At 38.2% G+C, this 13,555-nt stretch carries 16 protein-coding genes; 7 read left to right on the forward strand and 9 right to left on the reverse strand.

Features of this window, described 5'->3' with window-relative positions; translation table 11 throughout:
* Nucleotides 1-5 precede the first annotated feature (5 nt).
* The 5 genes from AC1DUW_RS03730 to AC1DUW_RS03750 all read right to left on the reverse strand — a co-directional run bounded on the left by AC1DUW_RS03730 (nucleotide 6) and on the right by AC1DUW_RS03750 (nucleotide 5,387).
* Nucleotides 6-1,487, reverse strand: coding sequence for a Na+/H+ antiporter subunit D (locus tag AC1DUW_RS03730; RefSeq protein WP_377428456.1), 1,482 nt, complete (start codon nucleotides 1,485-1,487; stop codon nucleotides 6-8).
* Nucleotides 1,480-1,821 carry a Na(+)/H(+) antiporter subunit C gene (locus AC1DUW_RS03735; protein ID WP_057215265.1) on the reverse strand — a complete coding sequence of 114 codons (342 nt, stop codon included), beginning with the start codon at nucleotides 1,819-1,821 and terminating at the stop codon, nucleotides 1,480-1,482. The genes AC1DUW_RS03730 and AC1DUW_RS03735 overlap by 8 nt, the downstream gene beginning before the upstream one ends.
* Nucleotides 1,821-2,243, reverse strand: coding sequence for a Na(+)/H(+) antiporter subunit B (locus tag AC1DUW_RS03740; RefSeq protein ID WP_053348737.1), 423 nt, complete (start codon nucleotides 2,241-2,243; stop codon nucleotides 1,821-1,823). Before AC1DUW_RS03740 ends, AC1DUW_RS03735 begins: the two co-directional genes overlap by 1 nt.
* A complete protein-coding gene (locus tag AC1DUW_RS03745) occupies nucleotides 2,240-4,645 on the reverse strand; it encodes a Na+/H+ antiporter subunit A (protein WP_477642022.1) in 2,406 nt (801 codons plus the stop codon). The genes AC1DUW_RS03740 and AC1DUW_RS03745 overlap by 4 nt, the downstream gene beginning before the upstream one ends.
* A 520-nt stretch (nucleotides 4,646-5,165) precedes the next feature.
* Nucleotides 5,166-5,387 carry a hypothetical protein gene (locus AC1DUW_RS03750; RefSeq protein WP_152952404.1) on the reverse strand — a complete coding sequence of 74 codons (222 nt, stop codon included), beginning with the start codon at nucleotides 5,385-5,387 and terminating at the stop codon, nucleotides 5,166-5,168.
* A 202-nt stretch (nucleotides 5,388-5,589) separates the two neighbouring features.
* Here AC1DUW_RS03750 and AC1DUW_RS03755 point away from each other — a divergent pair, with 202 nt between their 5' ends.
* On the forward strand, nucleotides 5,590-5,967 hold the full coding sequence (locus AC1DUW_RS03755; protein ID WP_053348740.1) for a hotdog family protein: 378 nt from the start codon (nucleotides 5,590-5,592) through the stop codon (nucleotides 5,965-5,967).
* 112 nt (nucleotides 5,968-6,079) lie between these two features.
* Here AC1DUW_RS03755 and AC1DUW_RS03760 read toward each other — a convergent pair whose 3' ends face one another.
* A complete protein-coding gene (locus tag AC1DUW_RS03760) occupies nucleotides 6,080-6,901 on the reverse strand; it encodes a transglycosylase domain-containing protein (RefSeq protein ID WP_477642023.1) in 822 nt (273 codons plus the stop codon).
* A gap of 411 nt (nucleotides 6,902-7,312) precedes the next feature.
* Between AC1DUW_RS03760 and kapD the strand changes: the two genes are divergently transcribed.
* Nucleotides 7,313-7,936, forward strand: a complete 624-nt coding sequence (gene kapD, locus AC1DUW_RS03765) for a 3'-5' exonuclease KapD (RefSeq protein WP_053348742.1) — start codon at nucleotides 7,313-7,315, stop codon at nucleotides 7,934-7,936.
* Between the two features lie 40 nt (nucleotides 7,937-7,976).
* On the opposite strand, the gene kapB is transcribed toward kapD, so the two are convergent.
* On the reverse strand, nucleotides 7,977-8,363 hold the full coding sequence (kapB, locus tag AC1DUW_RS03770) for a kinase-associated lipoprotein KapB (protein WP_053348743.1): 387 nt from the start codon (nucleotides 8,361-8,363) through the stop codon (nucleotides 7,977-7,979).
* A gap of 235 nt (nucleotides 8,364-8,598) precedes the next feature.
* Here kapB and AC1DUW_RS03775 point away from each other — a divergent pair, with 235 nt between their 5' ends.
* Nucleotides 8,599-9,132, forward strand: a complete 534-nt coding sequence (locus AC1DUW_RS03775; RefSeq protein WP_053348878.1) for a peptidylprolyl isomerase — start codon at nucleotides 8,599-8,601, stop codon at nucleotides 9,130-9,132.
* 74 nt (nucleotides 9,133-9,206) lie between these two features.
* On the opposite strand, the gene AC1DUW_RS03780 is transcribed toward AC1DUW_RS03775, so the two are convergent.
* The gene (locus AC1DUW_RS03780) at nucleotides 9,207-9,716 is read right to left on the reverse strand and encodes a DUF2798 domain-containing protein (protein WP_053348744.1); all 510 of its coding nucleotides are present in this window, start codon (nucleotides 9,714-9,716) and stop codon (nucleotides 9,207-9,209) included.
* A 179-nt stretch (nucleotides 9,717-9,895) separates the two neighbouring features.
* On the reverse strand, nucleotides 9,896-10,456 hold the full coding sequence (locus AC1DUW_RS03785; RefSeq protein WP_053348745.1) for a TetR/AcrR family transcriptional regulator: 561 nt from the start codon (nucleotides 10,454-10,456) through the stop codon (nucleotides 9,896-9,898).
* Between the two features lie 421 nt (nucleotides 10,457-10,877).
* On the opposite strand from AC1DUW_RS03785, the gene AC1DUW_RS03790 reads away from it, so the two are divergent.
* The 4 genes from AC1DUW_RS03790 to AC1DUW_RS03805 all read left to right on the forward strand — a co-directional run bounded on the left by AC1DUW_RS03790 (nucleotide 10,878) and on the right by AC1DUW_RS03805 (nucleotide 13,520).
* Nucleotides 10,878-11,102: a hypothetical protein gene (locus AC1DUW_RS03790; protein ID WP_053348746.1), complete on the forward strand. Its 225-nt coding sequence runs from the start codon at nucleotides 10,878-10,880 to the stop codon at nucleotides 11,100-11,102.
* 210 nt (nucleotides 11,103-11,312) lie between these two features.
* Nucleotides 11,313-11,789, forward strand: coding sequence for a GNAT family N-acetyltransferase (locus tag AC1DUW_RS03795; protein WP_053348747.1), 477 nt, complete (start codon nucleotides 11,313-11,315; stop codon nucleotides 11,787-11,789).
* Between the two features lie 43 nt (nucleotides 11,790-11,832).
* Nucleotides 11,833-12,447: a PH domain-containing protein gene (locus tag AC1DUW_RS03800; RefSeq protein WP_053348748.1), complete on the forward strand. Its 615-nt coding sequence runs from the start codon at nucleotides 11,833-11,835 to the stop codon at nucleotides 12,445-12,447.
* 317 nt (nucleotides 12,448-12,764) lie between these two features.
* The gene (locus AC1DUW_RS03805) at nucleotides 12,765-13,520 is read left to right on the forward strand and encodes a TraR/DksA C4-type zinc finger protein (RefSeq protein ID WP_053348749.1); all 756 of its coding nucleotides are present in this window, start codon (nucleotides 12,765-12,767) and stop codon (nucleotides 13,518-13,520) included.
* Nucleotides 13,521-13,555: the final 35 nt, after the last annotated feature.

The raw sequence follows: 13,555 nt of genomic DNA on the forward strand, positions 1-13,555 counted from the left end.
AGGCACTACTCCTTTAAAACCGCATCGATATAAATATCGGGATTCATTAATGTGTCAACAGCTTGTGAAATAAAAGGATAAATTGATTCTGTTCCAACTCCGTATAAAACGGAAAGGACAACCAGGAGAACGGCAGGAACTAGCATCTTATTAACCGTATTTTTAGCTAGGGTATAATCTGCTTTTGGAGTACCCCAGAAGCCATTTATGAAAATCTTCATCACCGAGTATAAAACCATTAAGCTTGATATTAAGACTGCAGCCATTCCAAAGTAGGCCTCTTTTTCTGCAGCTCCCTGAAGAATCAGCAGCTTGCCAGCGAATCCGCTGAAGGGAGGAATCCCTGCCAATGATATGGCTGCAATAAAAAAGGTCCAGGCAAGGGCAGGGTATTGCTTGATCAGTCCACCCATATTCCGTAAATTATCTGATCCACTGATTTTAATCATGATACCAACCAACAGAAAGAGTGCTGCCTTAATCAGCATGTCATGAATGATGTAAAGAATGGAACCAGATAAGGCCTGTTCATTCATCAAGGAGATTCCGAAAATGATAACCCCAACTGCAATGATGATATTGTAAATGATAATTTTTTTAACATCCCAATAGGCGATCGCACCAATGACACCGATGATGATGGTTAAGATACCAAGTACCGCTAAAAAAGTATGGGTGAAATTTTGGTCATGATAAAACATAAGTGTATAGGTCCTGAAAATAGCGTAAATCCCGACCTTGGTCAGCAACGCTCCAAATAGAGCCATCACTGGGATAGGTGGGGCATAATAGGACCCAGGGAGCCATTGGAATAACGGGAAAATAGCTCCCTTCAAACCGAATACGATTAAGAAACCAATGGCGATCACCGAGATGATCCCAGGCTGGTTAACCTCTGATATCCGCTGGCTGAGGTGTGCCATGTTCAAGGTGCCGAGAACTGAATACAGGTATGCGACCATGATGACGAAAAAGGCAGATGATAGTACATTGACGATAATATACTTCAATGATTCTCTCAGCTGGATTTTCGTTCCTCCAAGAACGAGAAGCACGTAAGAAGCCATCAGCATGACTTCAAAGAAAACGAATAAATTAAAGAGATCTCCCGTGAGGAATGCTCCGTTAACACCAATCAGTAAAAATTGAAATACAGGATAATAATAGTGTGTTTCACGTTCTTTACCAATAGAGTAAAACGAGTAAATCAATATAGCTAATCCAATGATATTCGTGGTTAGAACTAGCAGCGAGGAAAGCATGTCAGCGACAATCACAATCCCAAATGGAGCATCCCAGCTACCGACACCGAGTGTCAAAATCCCTTGATTATTAACGGAAAGCACTAAATAAAGGGATATTACGATTCCAATAAGGGAGGAAAATAGAGAAATCCCTCGTTGGAGCTTGATTTTTTTTGCAAAGAAGATGAGGATAATGCCTGTAAAAAGCGGCCATAAAACAGGCATAAAAGTTAGATTATTCATTTGCTTCCGTACCTCTCATTTCTTCCATATCATCAGTTCCAAGCTCCTGATAGGTTCGGTAAGCAAGCACCAGTAAAAATGAGGTGACACCGAAACTGATGACAATCGCAGTTAAGATAAGTGCTTGCGGAAGCGGGTCAACATAGGATGCCACTTTATCGCTAAGCAATGGAACCGAGTCGCCTTTTAAACCGCCCATCGTCAAAATTAAAAGATGGGCACCGTGACTGAGTAAACCAGTTCCTATTATGATTCGTAAAATGCTTTTTGAAAGCATTAAATAGGTCGCACTCATAAATAAAATTCCAATGACAATGGCCATTAAAAGTTCCATTATTCACTCTCCCCAATCGTTTGAATAATGGTCATCGTTACACCAACAACCACAAGATAAACACCTAAATCAAAAAGTACTGCCGTATGAAGCGAGATGTGTCCAAGAATAGGTAGGTCGATATATCGGTACACATGGGTCATGAGCGGAACCCCGAACACTAACCCACCAGCAACAGTCAGGCTTGAGATGAACAAGCCTGAACCAATCATTAATTTATAGTCAATCGGCAAGATCTTAGTGACGGTTTTAATGTCATAAGCGAGCAGAAGCAGGACAATTGCTGCTGAAGTCATTAAGCCGCCGACAAACCCTCCCCCTGGCGAATAATGGCCGCCTAAAAAGATGGCTACCGCAAAAAGCAAGATAACAAAGGCGGCTACCTTCGTCACCGTTTGAAGAATCAGGTCATTTTGTTTCATGATTTATCTTTCCTCCCTGTCAGCCGCAACTTAATCATCGCGAAGATCCCGAGCGCAGCAATAGAAAGAACACTGATTTCGAACATCGTATCAAGTCCGCGGAAGTCAACTAGAATGACATTTACTACGTTTTTCCCGCCTGCTTCCTTGTAAGCATTTTCAAGATAATAACTTGATATAGAGTCAAATAGTTTATTGCTGTGAGCTGATAAGGCAATCAATGTGACGATGGTACCTACACCAATAGAAATCAATGCGTTATTCAATCTGAAGGTCATCCGCTCTTCCTTTCTGCTTGCCAGTAACGGTAAGTGGAAGAAACAGAGCAAAAACAGAGCGACTGAAATCGTTTCGATGACTAGTTGAGTTAACGCTAAATCCGGTGCTCGGAATAAGACGAAAAATAGGGAAACCGTATAACCAACAGCTCCTAATAGGATAATGGATGTTAAACGGGATTTTGCAAACAGAATGGAAATTGAGCCAATCACGATAATCGCCGCTAAAACCATTTCATATAAACCAATCGGGGCAAAATTCCCTGTATCTAATTTAAATGCATCCTTCCAATAGAGGGCAAAGCCCAATGATAGAATAAAGAAAAGGAAAATCGATAATAAATAGGTCCGAATAGAGCCTGTCATTAGAAATTTCATGACAGAGGAAGCGGAGCGCTCGAGCGCATTTAGCCCATTATCATACAGAGCGTTCAAGGAAAAACGTTCAGGCAACCACTGATAAATCCTTTTCCATTTCGGAAACGTTTTGTATAAAATTATCCCTATTACAATGATGCCAATCGTCATCCATAATTCTGGTGAGAATCCATGCCAGAAAGCGATATGAACTTGGAAATTCGAATCTACTAAGTTTGGCTGTATGCTGGCTACCGCCGGTTTAATAATTGACGAAGACAGCAGATTTGGAAAAATTCCAAAAACAATGACCAAGGTAGCAAGGATAATCGGAGAAATTAACATGCCGATTGGTGCCTCGTGCGGCTTCTTTTCTAATAGATGGAGCTGAAGCTTGCCAGTAAAGGGCTTGAGCACGACAATCATGCTGTAAATAAATGTGAACACGCTGGCAACCCAAGCTAGAACGGGGAACAATACCCCCCATGTCTCCATATTAAAAATATCTAGTTCTAATACATTCACCATACTGGCCAAGAACATTTCTTTACTTAAGAAACCATTGAAGGGTGGAAGGCCTGCCATTGAAAAAGCACCGATGACGGCCACGGTAAATGTGATTGGCATCAGCTGCATCAATCCGCCGAGCTTCCGGATATCCCGGGTGCCAGTTTCGTGATCAATAATACCAGCAACCATGAATAGACTGCCTTTAAAGGTTGCATGATTGATTAAGTGGAAAACAGCTGCCACTGTGGCTGCCAAATAAATATTTTCACCCAATGTGTCATAGTGGAGTGCGGCTGCTCCAAGTCCCAATAGAGACATGATCAAGCCGAGCTGACTGATGGTGGAGAATGCCAGAATCCCCTTTAAATCGGTTTGCTTGACTGCAGAGAACGAACCCCAGAATAGGGTAATCAAGCCGGCAATCGAAACGCACCAGAACCAAACGCCAGATTCTGCGAAAACTGGGCTTAAACGGGCAACCAGATAAATTCCCGCTTTGACCATTGTGGCGGAATGAAGGTAAGCGCTGACCGRTGTCGGAGCTTCCATCGCATCAGGAAGCCAGATATGGAATGGAAACTGTGCGGATTTAGTGAAGGCACCAAGTAACACGAGCAAAAGTGCGGGAGTGAAGAGCGGGTGGTCCATCAACTCTCCGCTTTGTGAAATCAATTCACGTATGCTGAATGTGTTCCCCATAATGGAAAGGAGGATGATTCCTCCAAGCAGGCTTAAGCCCCCGAACACGGTGATAAGCAGGGATTTTTGTGCTCCATAACGTGAGCGCTCCCTTTCGTTCCAATATCCAATCAATAAAAAGGATGATAAACTCGTAAATTCCCAAAAGGAATAAAGGACGATTAAGTTATCAGAAAGTACAACACCAAGCATCGCACCCATGAAAAGCAAGAGGAAGACGTAAAACTGATTCAGCTTTTCTTTCACTTTTGATAAATAAAAAATCGAATACAAAATTACGAGTGAACCAATTCCTGTAATGAGCAGTGCAAATAAAAGTCCAAGTCCATCTAGATAGAAATCAACATGAATTCCGAGAGAAGGAATCCATGTAGCTCTTTCCGTAATTACTTCTCCTTGTTTGGTCAATGAAATGAATCGTGAAAAATAGGTGAAAAGTAGAACAGGTAAAATTAATACAAACCATCCTGTATGTATTTGTCGAAATAGTTTGTATAAGAACGGTACTATAATTGCTAATAGAAACGGTGATAGTACCGCCCAATGAAGCAAAGACATAAACTCCCCCCCCTTTTAAACGAAGTTATTCGTCTTATTATGCATTTTTTCAGCAATCCTAGACGTTAGAATATCTTCGTTGAATGTGTTTTTTATTAATAAATGTTTGTCTTGCTTAAAAGTATAACGTAATTTTTCAGGGTTTGCATGGCTTTACGAGCAGAGATGGCATGCCGAAATAAAGATTTATATATAGGTAGAAAAGGAGAGAAAATCGACCTGAAAAAATTTATTTTCTAAGAAATTTTAAAGGAATAATAAATGCCATACATTGTCGAATTGAATAATATCTTGCATAATAATAGGATAAAAGATACATAGATGGAGAAAAAATGAAAAACACTATTTACTTAGTTATTTCCCAATCATTGCAATACTGTTATTTAGCCTTTCCTTTGCGATTTATCAGCGTTATTGCAAGTTTGCCAATACAGTAAGAAAAAGAAGGTGGCTAATGAGGGCACCTTCTTTTAATGAAAAATGTTTTTTTATTCTGGTGTTTGGTTGATATCTTTCCAAATCAACACATGCGAGTACGTGAATAAATTGATTGAAGATTGGATGGCGTGTCTTTTCCAATCCAAACTCCTGTTGTGTAGTTTGCAGTCAGTCCGACAAACCAAATGTCTTTAACGTCATTGGTCGTTCCGGTTTTTCCACCGATATAATCCGTTGGAAAGTATGCTTTACGCGCCGTCCCGTTTACGGTTACTTCATGGAGGAGCTGCCGCATCTTGCTCACCGTGTCCCTGTTCCATATCTTCTTTGGTTTGTCCTTCCTAGATGGAGATTGTAAAGGAATGTACTTAAACTATAGAAGCAAGTTAGTGGAACAAGGGTTTCTTGAATTTGTATGGAATATATTACCTTGAAAGGTCTGGTGTTGATGTAATATTCACATTGTTCTTAGCCAGACAGTATAAAACATTCAGGGGGAGATTAAAATGTCATTAAAAGCAGGAGATATAATTACGTTTGAACGAACTTTTACAGTAAGGGATGTTGAATTATTTACTGAGATTTCAGGTGATGAGGGGATTCATCATATAACCCCAGATGAACAAGGAAGACTTGTAATTCAAGGGTTATTAACGGCGACTCTGCCAACAAAAATAGCTGGAGATAATAATGTACTGGCTCGTAGTACGAATTTTGAGTTTTTAAGACCTGTTTTTACGGGAGATACAATAATTTGTAAAGTTAAAATTGAAAAATACGAAAGGCAAGAAAATAATAGAACAGCTTTTATTGCATCTTTTTTATGTGAAAATCAGAATAAAAAAGAAGTATTGAAAGGGGATGTTTCAGGCGTAATTCTTTAAACTTTCTTCAACTAAAGGGAGCGATTGTGGAAGAACATATTTACAAATGATCAAACTTTTTTATAAATGCCAAACTTAAATCTGCTGGAAAAGAATCCATTTTGATCAAACTTTATTTTAAAACCACAATTTTTAAAGTGACCATTCCATAGCTGCCACAGCTGTAATTTTTCGGGAAATAGCTGGCTCCGCTTATAAGTTGAGTAATATCCGCATCTGTTTCTTCAATATAGGGGGCATAATCAAGAAGTGGCTTAATGGCTGATCCTGGCTTTCTATAACTTTGGTATGCCCGATTAAAAGAATTTTTTTTATAATCTTTTCCCCCAATCAAAGAGACAAGCTCGTGCGTATGATGCTGTATAACCACTATAGCTCCCTCGATATCATTGACACCGATTTTTGACTGTATAGCAGTCTTGGACAGGGTTTGCAGCTTAGTATCGAGTGGGGTATGGATGGTTACACCGGAGTTCAAAAGCTTTTCGCCCCTTTTATTCAGCTCGACTTCCGCCTGCTGACGTGTAGCTTCATCAGAACTTTGCAAAGACTTTGTGAGACCTTCAGAGGATGTCACCAGGTTTTTCAATTCCTGATGAGTATATGTCACATAATCGGGATATAAGTCGACCGAGGTGGACAAGTCTAATTTAATCGTATTTTTGATAAGCTTTTCATACTCGTTCTGTTTTAATTTACCTTCTGCGACCATTTGCTTTAGAATCCGTTCCTGTCGCTTTTTCGTTTTATCAAAATGTTTAAGAGGATTATAGAGTTCGGGATTATTAGGAATCGCTGCTAGGAATGACAATTCGGCTTTTGATAACACCGCAGTTGGTTTACTGAAATAAAACTGGGAAGGTCCGTAAACTCCATTATGGAAATAAATAGCGTTCATATATAACTCAATGATTTCTGATTTCGATTTTTTCAATAGGACTTCTCTCGTCGAGAACATGATAGGCAGATTGGGTTATAGACCACTCTTTATAGGAAAAAAACGAAAATGGATAAAGCAGGAAATAAGGAGAAAATCGTGATATAACCAAGATACGTGCGCATAGTTCAACTTCCTAACTAATATATTTTTAGTATGTTTATGGAAAAGTATAGGGAATAAAGGATGGTACTTTCGATTTATGAATCCATCATAATCCAATTTAGGAAGAATATAAAGAGTTTTACAAGAAATTAGGAATCGTCAGCCGCAGTGTCACAGCATATCTAGGGTAGTAAAATCCAATAAAAACTTTCTAAATCTTCTGTTATAATATTCTCATGAGAATATTGAAAACCAAATTTTGGTTGGTGTGAAGATGTCAGGAATAAGAAGGGGGTCATAAAAATGGAGGAACAACAGCAATATATATTCATTGATTTTGAATTTACGATGCCTGAAGGAAAAGCGAATCCAGTAGGGTTTTATCCGGAAATTATTGAGGTCGGTTTAGTTTCAGTTATAAATGAGACAATCCAAGAACAGTTCTCTTCCTTTGTTAACCCGTTGAAATTTCCAGCCTTAACGGGAAGATGTAAGAAATTCTTGAATATCACCCAAAATCAGGTGGACCGGGGGATTTCATTTGAAGAGTTGGTTTCTTTATTGAAGAAAATAGATGAGCAAGCTCCATCGACAATTGTGACTTGGGGAAATATGGACATGAAGGTACTACGGCAGAACTGTCAGAAATCAGGATTAAAGTTTCCTTTTTCCGGGAAACAAGTGGATCTTTGCTTGGAATACAAACGCTTTTTCGGAGATCAAAATCAAACCGGATTATGGAAGGCTGTACAGGCCTATGGTAAAGAAGGGACAGGCAAGCATCACAGAGCCCTTGATGATGCGATTACGACCTATAACATCTTTAAGTTAGTCGAGAAAGATAAGAGTTATATGCAAAATCATGAACCGACGACAATTGGCGATCGCATTGATTTATCGAAGGTATTGAATCATTTAGCGTTATAAAAGCCAAATCAATTACTACTGATTTGGCTTTTATCATGCTTTATTTGAAATAATCCGCTGCTAACTCTTCAAGTAACTGTAAGCTTTTATTATTCCATTCTGTGTGGACTTCGCTTAAAGTTCGTGCCATATTCTCAACAGCTTCTCTTAATGATTCCTTATACTCAGGAATTTCCTCTTCAAAGACCCTGACCATATTCTTCGGTACATTGGTTCTCTCGCGGAATGCAAGTGCACGACGTTGATGAAACATGGAAACTTCTGTTTGCTTCGGGTTATGAAGATCTCCCTGCATGGGATGCTTCACAACTGCCAACACTTTTACAAGATATGAAGTAGGCCTGATATCATTGATTTCGCCGATGTATTTCCCTGTTTTATATATGGCAGTAACCTTGTCGCCAATGTTAAATTCCTGTTCGGACATTTTTCATCCACCTTTCTTTTAGCTTCCTTCATGATACATAAGAACACCGATTTTTCACAGCGAATTTGTTTAATTTCGCAAAGATGCTTTTTTTACAAAAATCGTGTAAAGTGTACAAATGAAGGTTGAAAATGGAGATGTAAGCCATTTTATTTAAAAAAGAAAGAGGTTATGAACTGTGACAAACTTTCCACAATTAACAAACGAAGTATTGGAAAATGAAAAAGCGGTCATTATGCAAACAACGCAAGGTGATATTAAAATTAAACTGTTTCCCGAACTGGCTCCAAAAACAGTAGAAAACTTCTTAACACATGCTGAAAACGGTTACTATGAAGGGATTATATTCCATCGTGTCATCAAAGATTTCATGCTTCAAGGCGGTGATCCTACAGGAACTGGAATGGGTGGTGAAAGTATTTGGGGCGCTCCATTTGAAGACGAGTTCTCTATGCAATTATTCAATCTGCGAGGAGCTCTTTCCATGGCGAATGCAGGCCCAGGAACAAATGGCAGCCAATTCTTCGTTGTTCAAGCACAGCACGTAGACAGCAGAATGGGTGAACAAATGAAGCAAGCCGGTTATCCGGAAGAAATCATTAACGCTTATATGGAACAAGGCGGCACACCATGGCTTGACCATAAACACTCTGTCTTTGGACAAGTTATCGAAGGCATGGATGTTGTTGATACGATTGCTAACGTAGAGACAGTTGCCGGAGACAAACCAGCTGTTGACGTAGTCATTAAGGGTATTACCATTTTATAATCGTCAAAATCAAACGAGGGGCTTGATGCCTCTCGTTTTTACTAGCGTTCCAATCTTTCTTTCGTTTAACAATGTTATTTTGTCAACATCGATGCATAATTTTTTTTATCTTGATAAGCATGTAATTTTACCATTGCAAATCTTGCAATTGGTTGAATCACTAAACTCTCAGCTATAAGTACGATTAAGAAATTTCTTGGCCAATTCGTTAAAAATCTACTAAATATTTCTGAACTAATACCGTTTCCTACGATATCCCCAATAAGCGTCATGCACGCTGACATTCCCAATACAGTGAATAAGATCCTAAATAAAATCTTTGCATTAAAGCTATCTGCTGGTTCTGTAAATTTCCCAACTAATTTTTCTGCAATAGGACCTATGACTACCGGTTCCATAATCATCGCAATAATCCACATAATCGGTAACGTTTTAAGTATCAGTAATACAACATTCCCATCTAATTTTTCTGAAATTAGAATGATACTTAGTGTTGTCATCAACAAAACAGTCAGCGTACAAATGATACCGCCGTACAACGCTCCTTCTTTACCGTTTCTAGGTAATCTTGTTTCTAGTTTCATTTTTTTCTTCCTTTCAAAAAAAGTATTTCAGATAGTATCAATACATGATTTAGTGCTTTAAAAGCATTTACATCACAAATGCTAAGGCAATATTTAATACGGATTCACTAAAAAGTCCAACAAGTCAGCTACTAAAAGAGAGCCATTATAGACCCTGTTTAGATTTGTTTATTCACTTATTAATACGAATTTAATAAATTTGGTAATACCTGTGAAATCATTTTTAGTGGATCACTTGTTTTTTTTGTTAAACAAAGCATAATAGCACCTTCAATAGAAGCTGTCATCATTAGAGAAATTGAATCAGTTGTTTCTTTCGAAAAACCATCTGCTATTAACTTGTTCGAATAAATCTCTTGAATATTTGTGAAAGATTGATCACAGGCATTTCTGACTGGTTCACTTAGTGATCCCATTTCGCTAACGATGCTGCTAAATGTATAACCAGTAATCATCCCATCTCGATCATATTGAACGATCAATTCCTCAATCATCGCTTGTGTAGCTGCTTGAGTAGACGGATAATTTTGAAAAATTTCTTCCATATGCGTTGTAATTGCTTCATTTAATGAATGAAGACAAGCGATGAGTAATTCTTCTTTTCCGTTTGGAAAGTGGTGATAAAGCGAACCTTTTGAAATGTTACATGCTTTTAAAATTTCGTTTAATCCTACTCCCAAATATCCTTTTTTCTGGAAAAGACTTGTCGCGATGTCGATTATCCGCGATTTCGTATCCATAATAAACACCCTCCATACCAACCGGTCTGTTTTTAAATATATCAAAATAACATTTTATAAGTCAAGACATTTTTAACTCTCTAACAGTAATGGTTTTCACGATTTATACACAATTATTGGTGTATCCCTAAAAAACTTTTTCCTTCTACCCTTCCTCAAACCACTTCAAAATATCCTTCTATTTCACCTTACTTAATGGATGTTGTCGACATGATCGCTAACGTTGAGCAGTGGCTGGAGATAAACCAGCTGTAGACGTAGTCATCAAGGGTATTACCATTTAATAATCGTCAAAGGGAAGCGAGGGGTTTGATACCTCTCGTTTTTTTAAGTTTTAGTGGATTTGGCCCACTAGTGGATTGTTCTGGTAATTGTTATAATGACATAAAGAAGTTATTTTCTATCAGGAAGGATGTATCGGATGGACTTTCTTAATCATACTTTATTAGGTTTGTTTCTTTACTTTCCAGAGGACAAGACTGAATATATCTCGGCAGGTATAACATGTTTCATCTTTTTAATTGCAGCTGTTTTTACGATGCGAGCCATCATAAAATATTCAAAAAAAGAAGAAATGAAAACAAAACAATTTGAAGATGAAGTCACTAAAAGAAATCAACGCATAAAGGATGATTCTCTTTCTTAACCTAAAAAAGCTGCGAGCTCATTCATGAGAGATTGCAGTTTTTTATTATATTCTATTGGTAATTTGAACATTAATTATCCCGTTATGAATGGGATTCGATTTTGATAATAGGTTGTAAAGTCCCTGTATACATAATAAACTGTTCCTTTATCAGCATAAGCATTTTATACTATAAGGATATAGATAGAATTTTTGGGGGCGTAAATTGTTATGCAAATCGTAGCTAAAAGAATGATTGCGGCAGATACGGTTAAGAGTTTTTTCATGCAGCATTGGGAAACGACTCAAGTCGTTTTTTCTAGAGGCTTGTTTCATTATGCAGAACTTGAGGGATTTGGGGTGATGGATGAGAATGAAAAAATCACGGGATTAGGGACATATAAAATGGCCAATCAGGTATGTCAGATCATTTCTTTGAATAGTGAGCACGAGAAGCAAGGTGTGGGCTCATCGTTGCTTTATGTGATAGAAAATATTGCAAAAGAAAAAAATTGCCATACTATTAAAGCGATTACAACCAATGATAATTTACAGGCATTGAAGTTTTTCCAAAAGCGTGGCTATGTCATTTCAGAAATTGTGAAAAATGCAGTCGAAGAATCAAGGAAAATCAAGCCTGAAATCCCATTTTACAGCTTTGATGGAATTCCGGTACGAGATGAGATAATACTAGAGAAATTTTTATAATATGGTAGAATTTAACTGAGTATGAATAGAGGAGGAATGGAATTTGTTTAAGAAAATTGCGGCTGATGCACTTGGTCTCAGTGATATCGGAAGTGTGATTAAGCCTGCCGACTATGACAAGGTGGATGCAGATGATTACATCATGCACGAAGATGAGGAAAAAATTTATTTCCTGATTAAATCGAAAACCGATGAATACTGTTTTACGAATCAGGCGTTTATCCATTTGGATGGTACAAGTGCCATTAGTAAAAAGCGTACACTTACAAGGTATAGCTATAGCCAGCATAATATTTCCAACGTGACCCTTGAAACGGCAGGCACCGTGGATTTAGATGCAGAAATTAAATTTTCGATTGGGGCAAAAACTTTTTCCATTGATGTTCATAAAAAATTCATCGAAGAATTAAAGGACTTGTTCAAATCACTTGTTAAAATATCGGAAATTTGTCATGAAAATGAGTATGCCCTTCAATATGCCCAACAAAGTGTAAACCTTGCTTCTTCCACTTTGAACCAGGTTCGGACTGAAGGAAGTCAAATGGCCGCGAGTTTTAAGGATATTAATTCCGCTGCTTTTGAATGGTTGATGGACAGCCGGAAAAAGTATCATATTAAAGATTTCGGCTATGTTTTTGAAAAATATATCAATAATTAAAAAAGAGGCGAACACAGAATGATGTGTCCGCCTTATTTTATTTAAGCCAATCCCCCCACGATCCCCTATTGTTTAGACTTACACGAAAGGTTACGCTTTGATACGGATATTGCATCATCATCTGCATCTCACCGAATTGTCCGGAACGATCATGTTAATTAATCCTCTTTGGAAAATCACATGAAAAGCCCATCTTTTTGAATTTTATTAGTTTTTGTTCTCTCTCCCGATTTATTCTTGAGGTAAAAAGTACCTTTATGGAATGAAGTAAAGATAGAAATACTAGAGAAAAGAACGATTATGAAAGGATGTTGCACATGCTATCTAATCAGCAAATAAAAAGCTTTCAACAGCAATTGCAGCACACAAAGCAGGAGTTGGAAAAGCAATTAAATGACTCGGGTGACTTTGGTTTAAGAAGAAGTCAAGATGATTCGACTGGTGAGTTATCGAGCTATGATAATCATCCTGGTGATCAAGGAACAGAATTATATGAGCGTGAAAAAGATTTGGCGCTGGGTGAGCATGTCCGAGATGAAATTAGGGATATTAATCGAGCCCTTCAAGCAATTGATGCAGGAGAGTATGGGAAATGTGAAGTTTGTTCAAAAGAGATTCCTCTTGACCGTTTGAGCATTATCCCGACGACTACCTTTTGTGTCGAACATTCGCCATCTCAAGAAACTTCTGACAATCGGCCGGTAGAAGAGGAAGTGTTGGGACCTCCATTTGGAAGGTTTGATTATGATGGGCGGGACGAATCGGTTGCATTCGATGCGGAGGATTCATGGCAGGAAGTTGCTAGCTATGGAACATCTGAAACGCCTTCTGATTTTGCTTATCCTCCTAACGATTATGAAGATATGTATGTCGAGTCTGAAGAAAATATTGGGTATGTTGAAGATTATGAAAATTTTGTTGGCGTGGATATATACGGTAAGGAGATAACGGTCTATCCTAACTCCCAGTATCAAGAATTGAAGGAAACACTTATTGAAGAAAATATACAAACATCGATTGGGGATCTGCCTCGTTATGAGCATGATCCATATGTAGAAGAAGAGAAGGACTAATAGAAAAAAGCAAAGAACCAGGCTTCAAACCTGGT

Source organism: Peribacillus sp. P4_C12, assembly GCF_056402095.1.

Coding starts and splice junctions, on each gene's coding strand:
- AC1DUW_RS03735 (WP_057215265.1), bottom strand. CDS start 1,821: ATGGAACTTTTAATGGCCATTGTCATTGGAATTTTATTTATGAGTGCG.
- AC1DUW_RS03780 (WP_053348744.1), bottom strand. CDS start 9,716: ATGAAACTAGAAACAAGATTACCTAGAAACGGTAAAGAAGGAGCGTTG.
- kapB (WP_053348743.1), bottom strand. CDS start 8,363: ATGTCCGAACAGGAATTTAACATTGGCGACAAGGTTACTGCCATATAT.
- AC1DUW_RS03755 (WP_053348740.1), top strand. CDS start 5,590: ATGTCATTAAAAGCAGGAGATATAATTACGTTTGAACGAACTTTTACA.
- kapD (WP_053348742.1), top strand. CDS start 7,313: ATGGAGGAACAACAGCAATATATATTCATTGATTTTGAATTTACGATG.
- AC1DUW_RS03785 (WP_053348745.1), bottom strand. CDS start 10,456: ATGGATACGAAATCGCGGATAATCGACATCGCGACAAGTCTTTTCCAG.
- AC1DUW_RS03775 (WP_053348878.1), top strand. CDS start 8,599: ATGCAAACAACGCAAGGTGATATTAAAATTAAACTGTTTCCCGAACTG.
- AC1DUW_RS03795 (WP_053348747.1), top strand. CDS start 11,313: ATGCAAATCGTAGCTAAAAGAATGATTGCGGCAGATACGGTTAAGAGT.
- AC1DUW_RS03790 (WP_053348746.1), top strand. CDS start 10,878: ATGGACTTTCTTAATCATACTTTATTAGGTTTGTTTCTTTACTTTCCA.
- AC1DUW_RS03730 (WP_377428456.1), bottom strand. CDS start 1,487: ATGAATAATCTAACTTTTATGCCTGTTTTATGGCCGCTTTTTACAGGC.
- AC1DUW_RS03805 (WP_053348749.1), top strand. CDS start 12,765: ATGCTATCTAATCAGCAAATAAAAAGCTTTCAACAGCAATTGCAGCAC.
- AC1DUW_RS03740 (WP_053348737.1), bottom strand. CDS start 2,243: ATGAAACAAAATGACCTGATTCTTCAAACGGTGACGAAGGTAGCCGCC.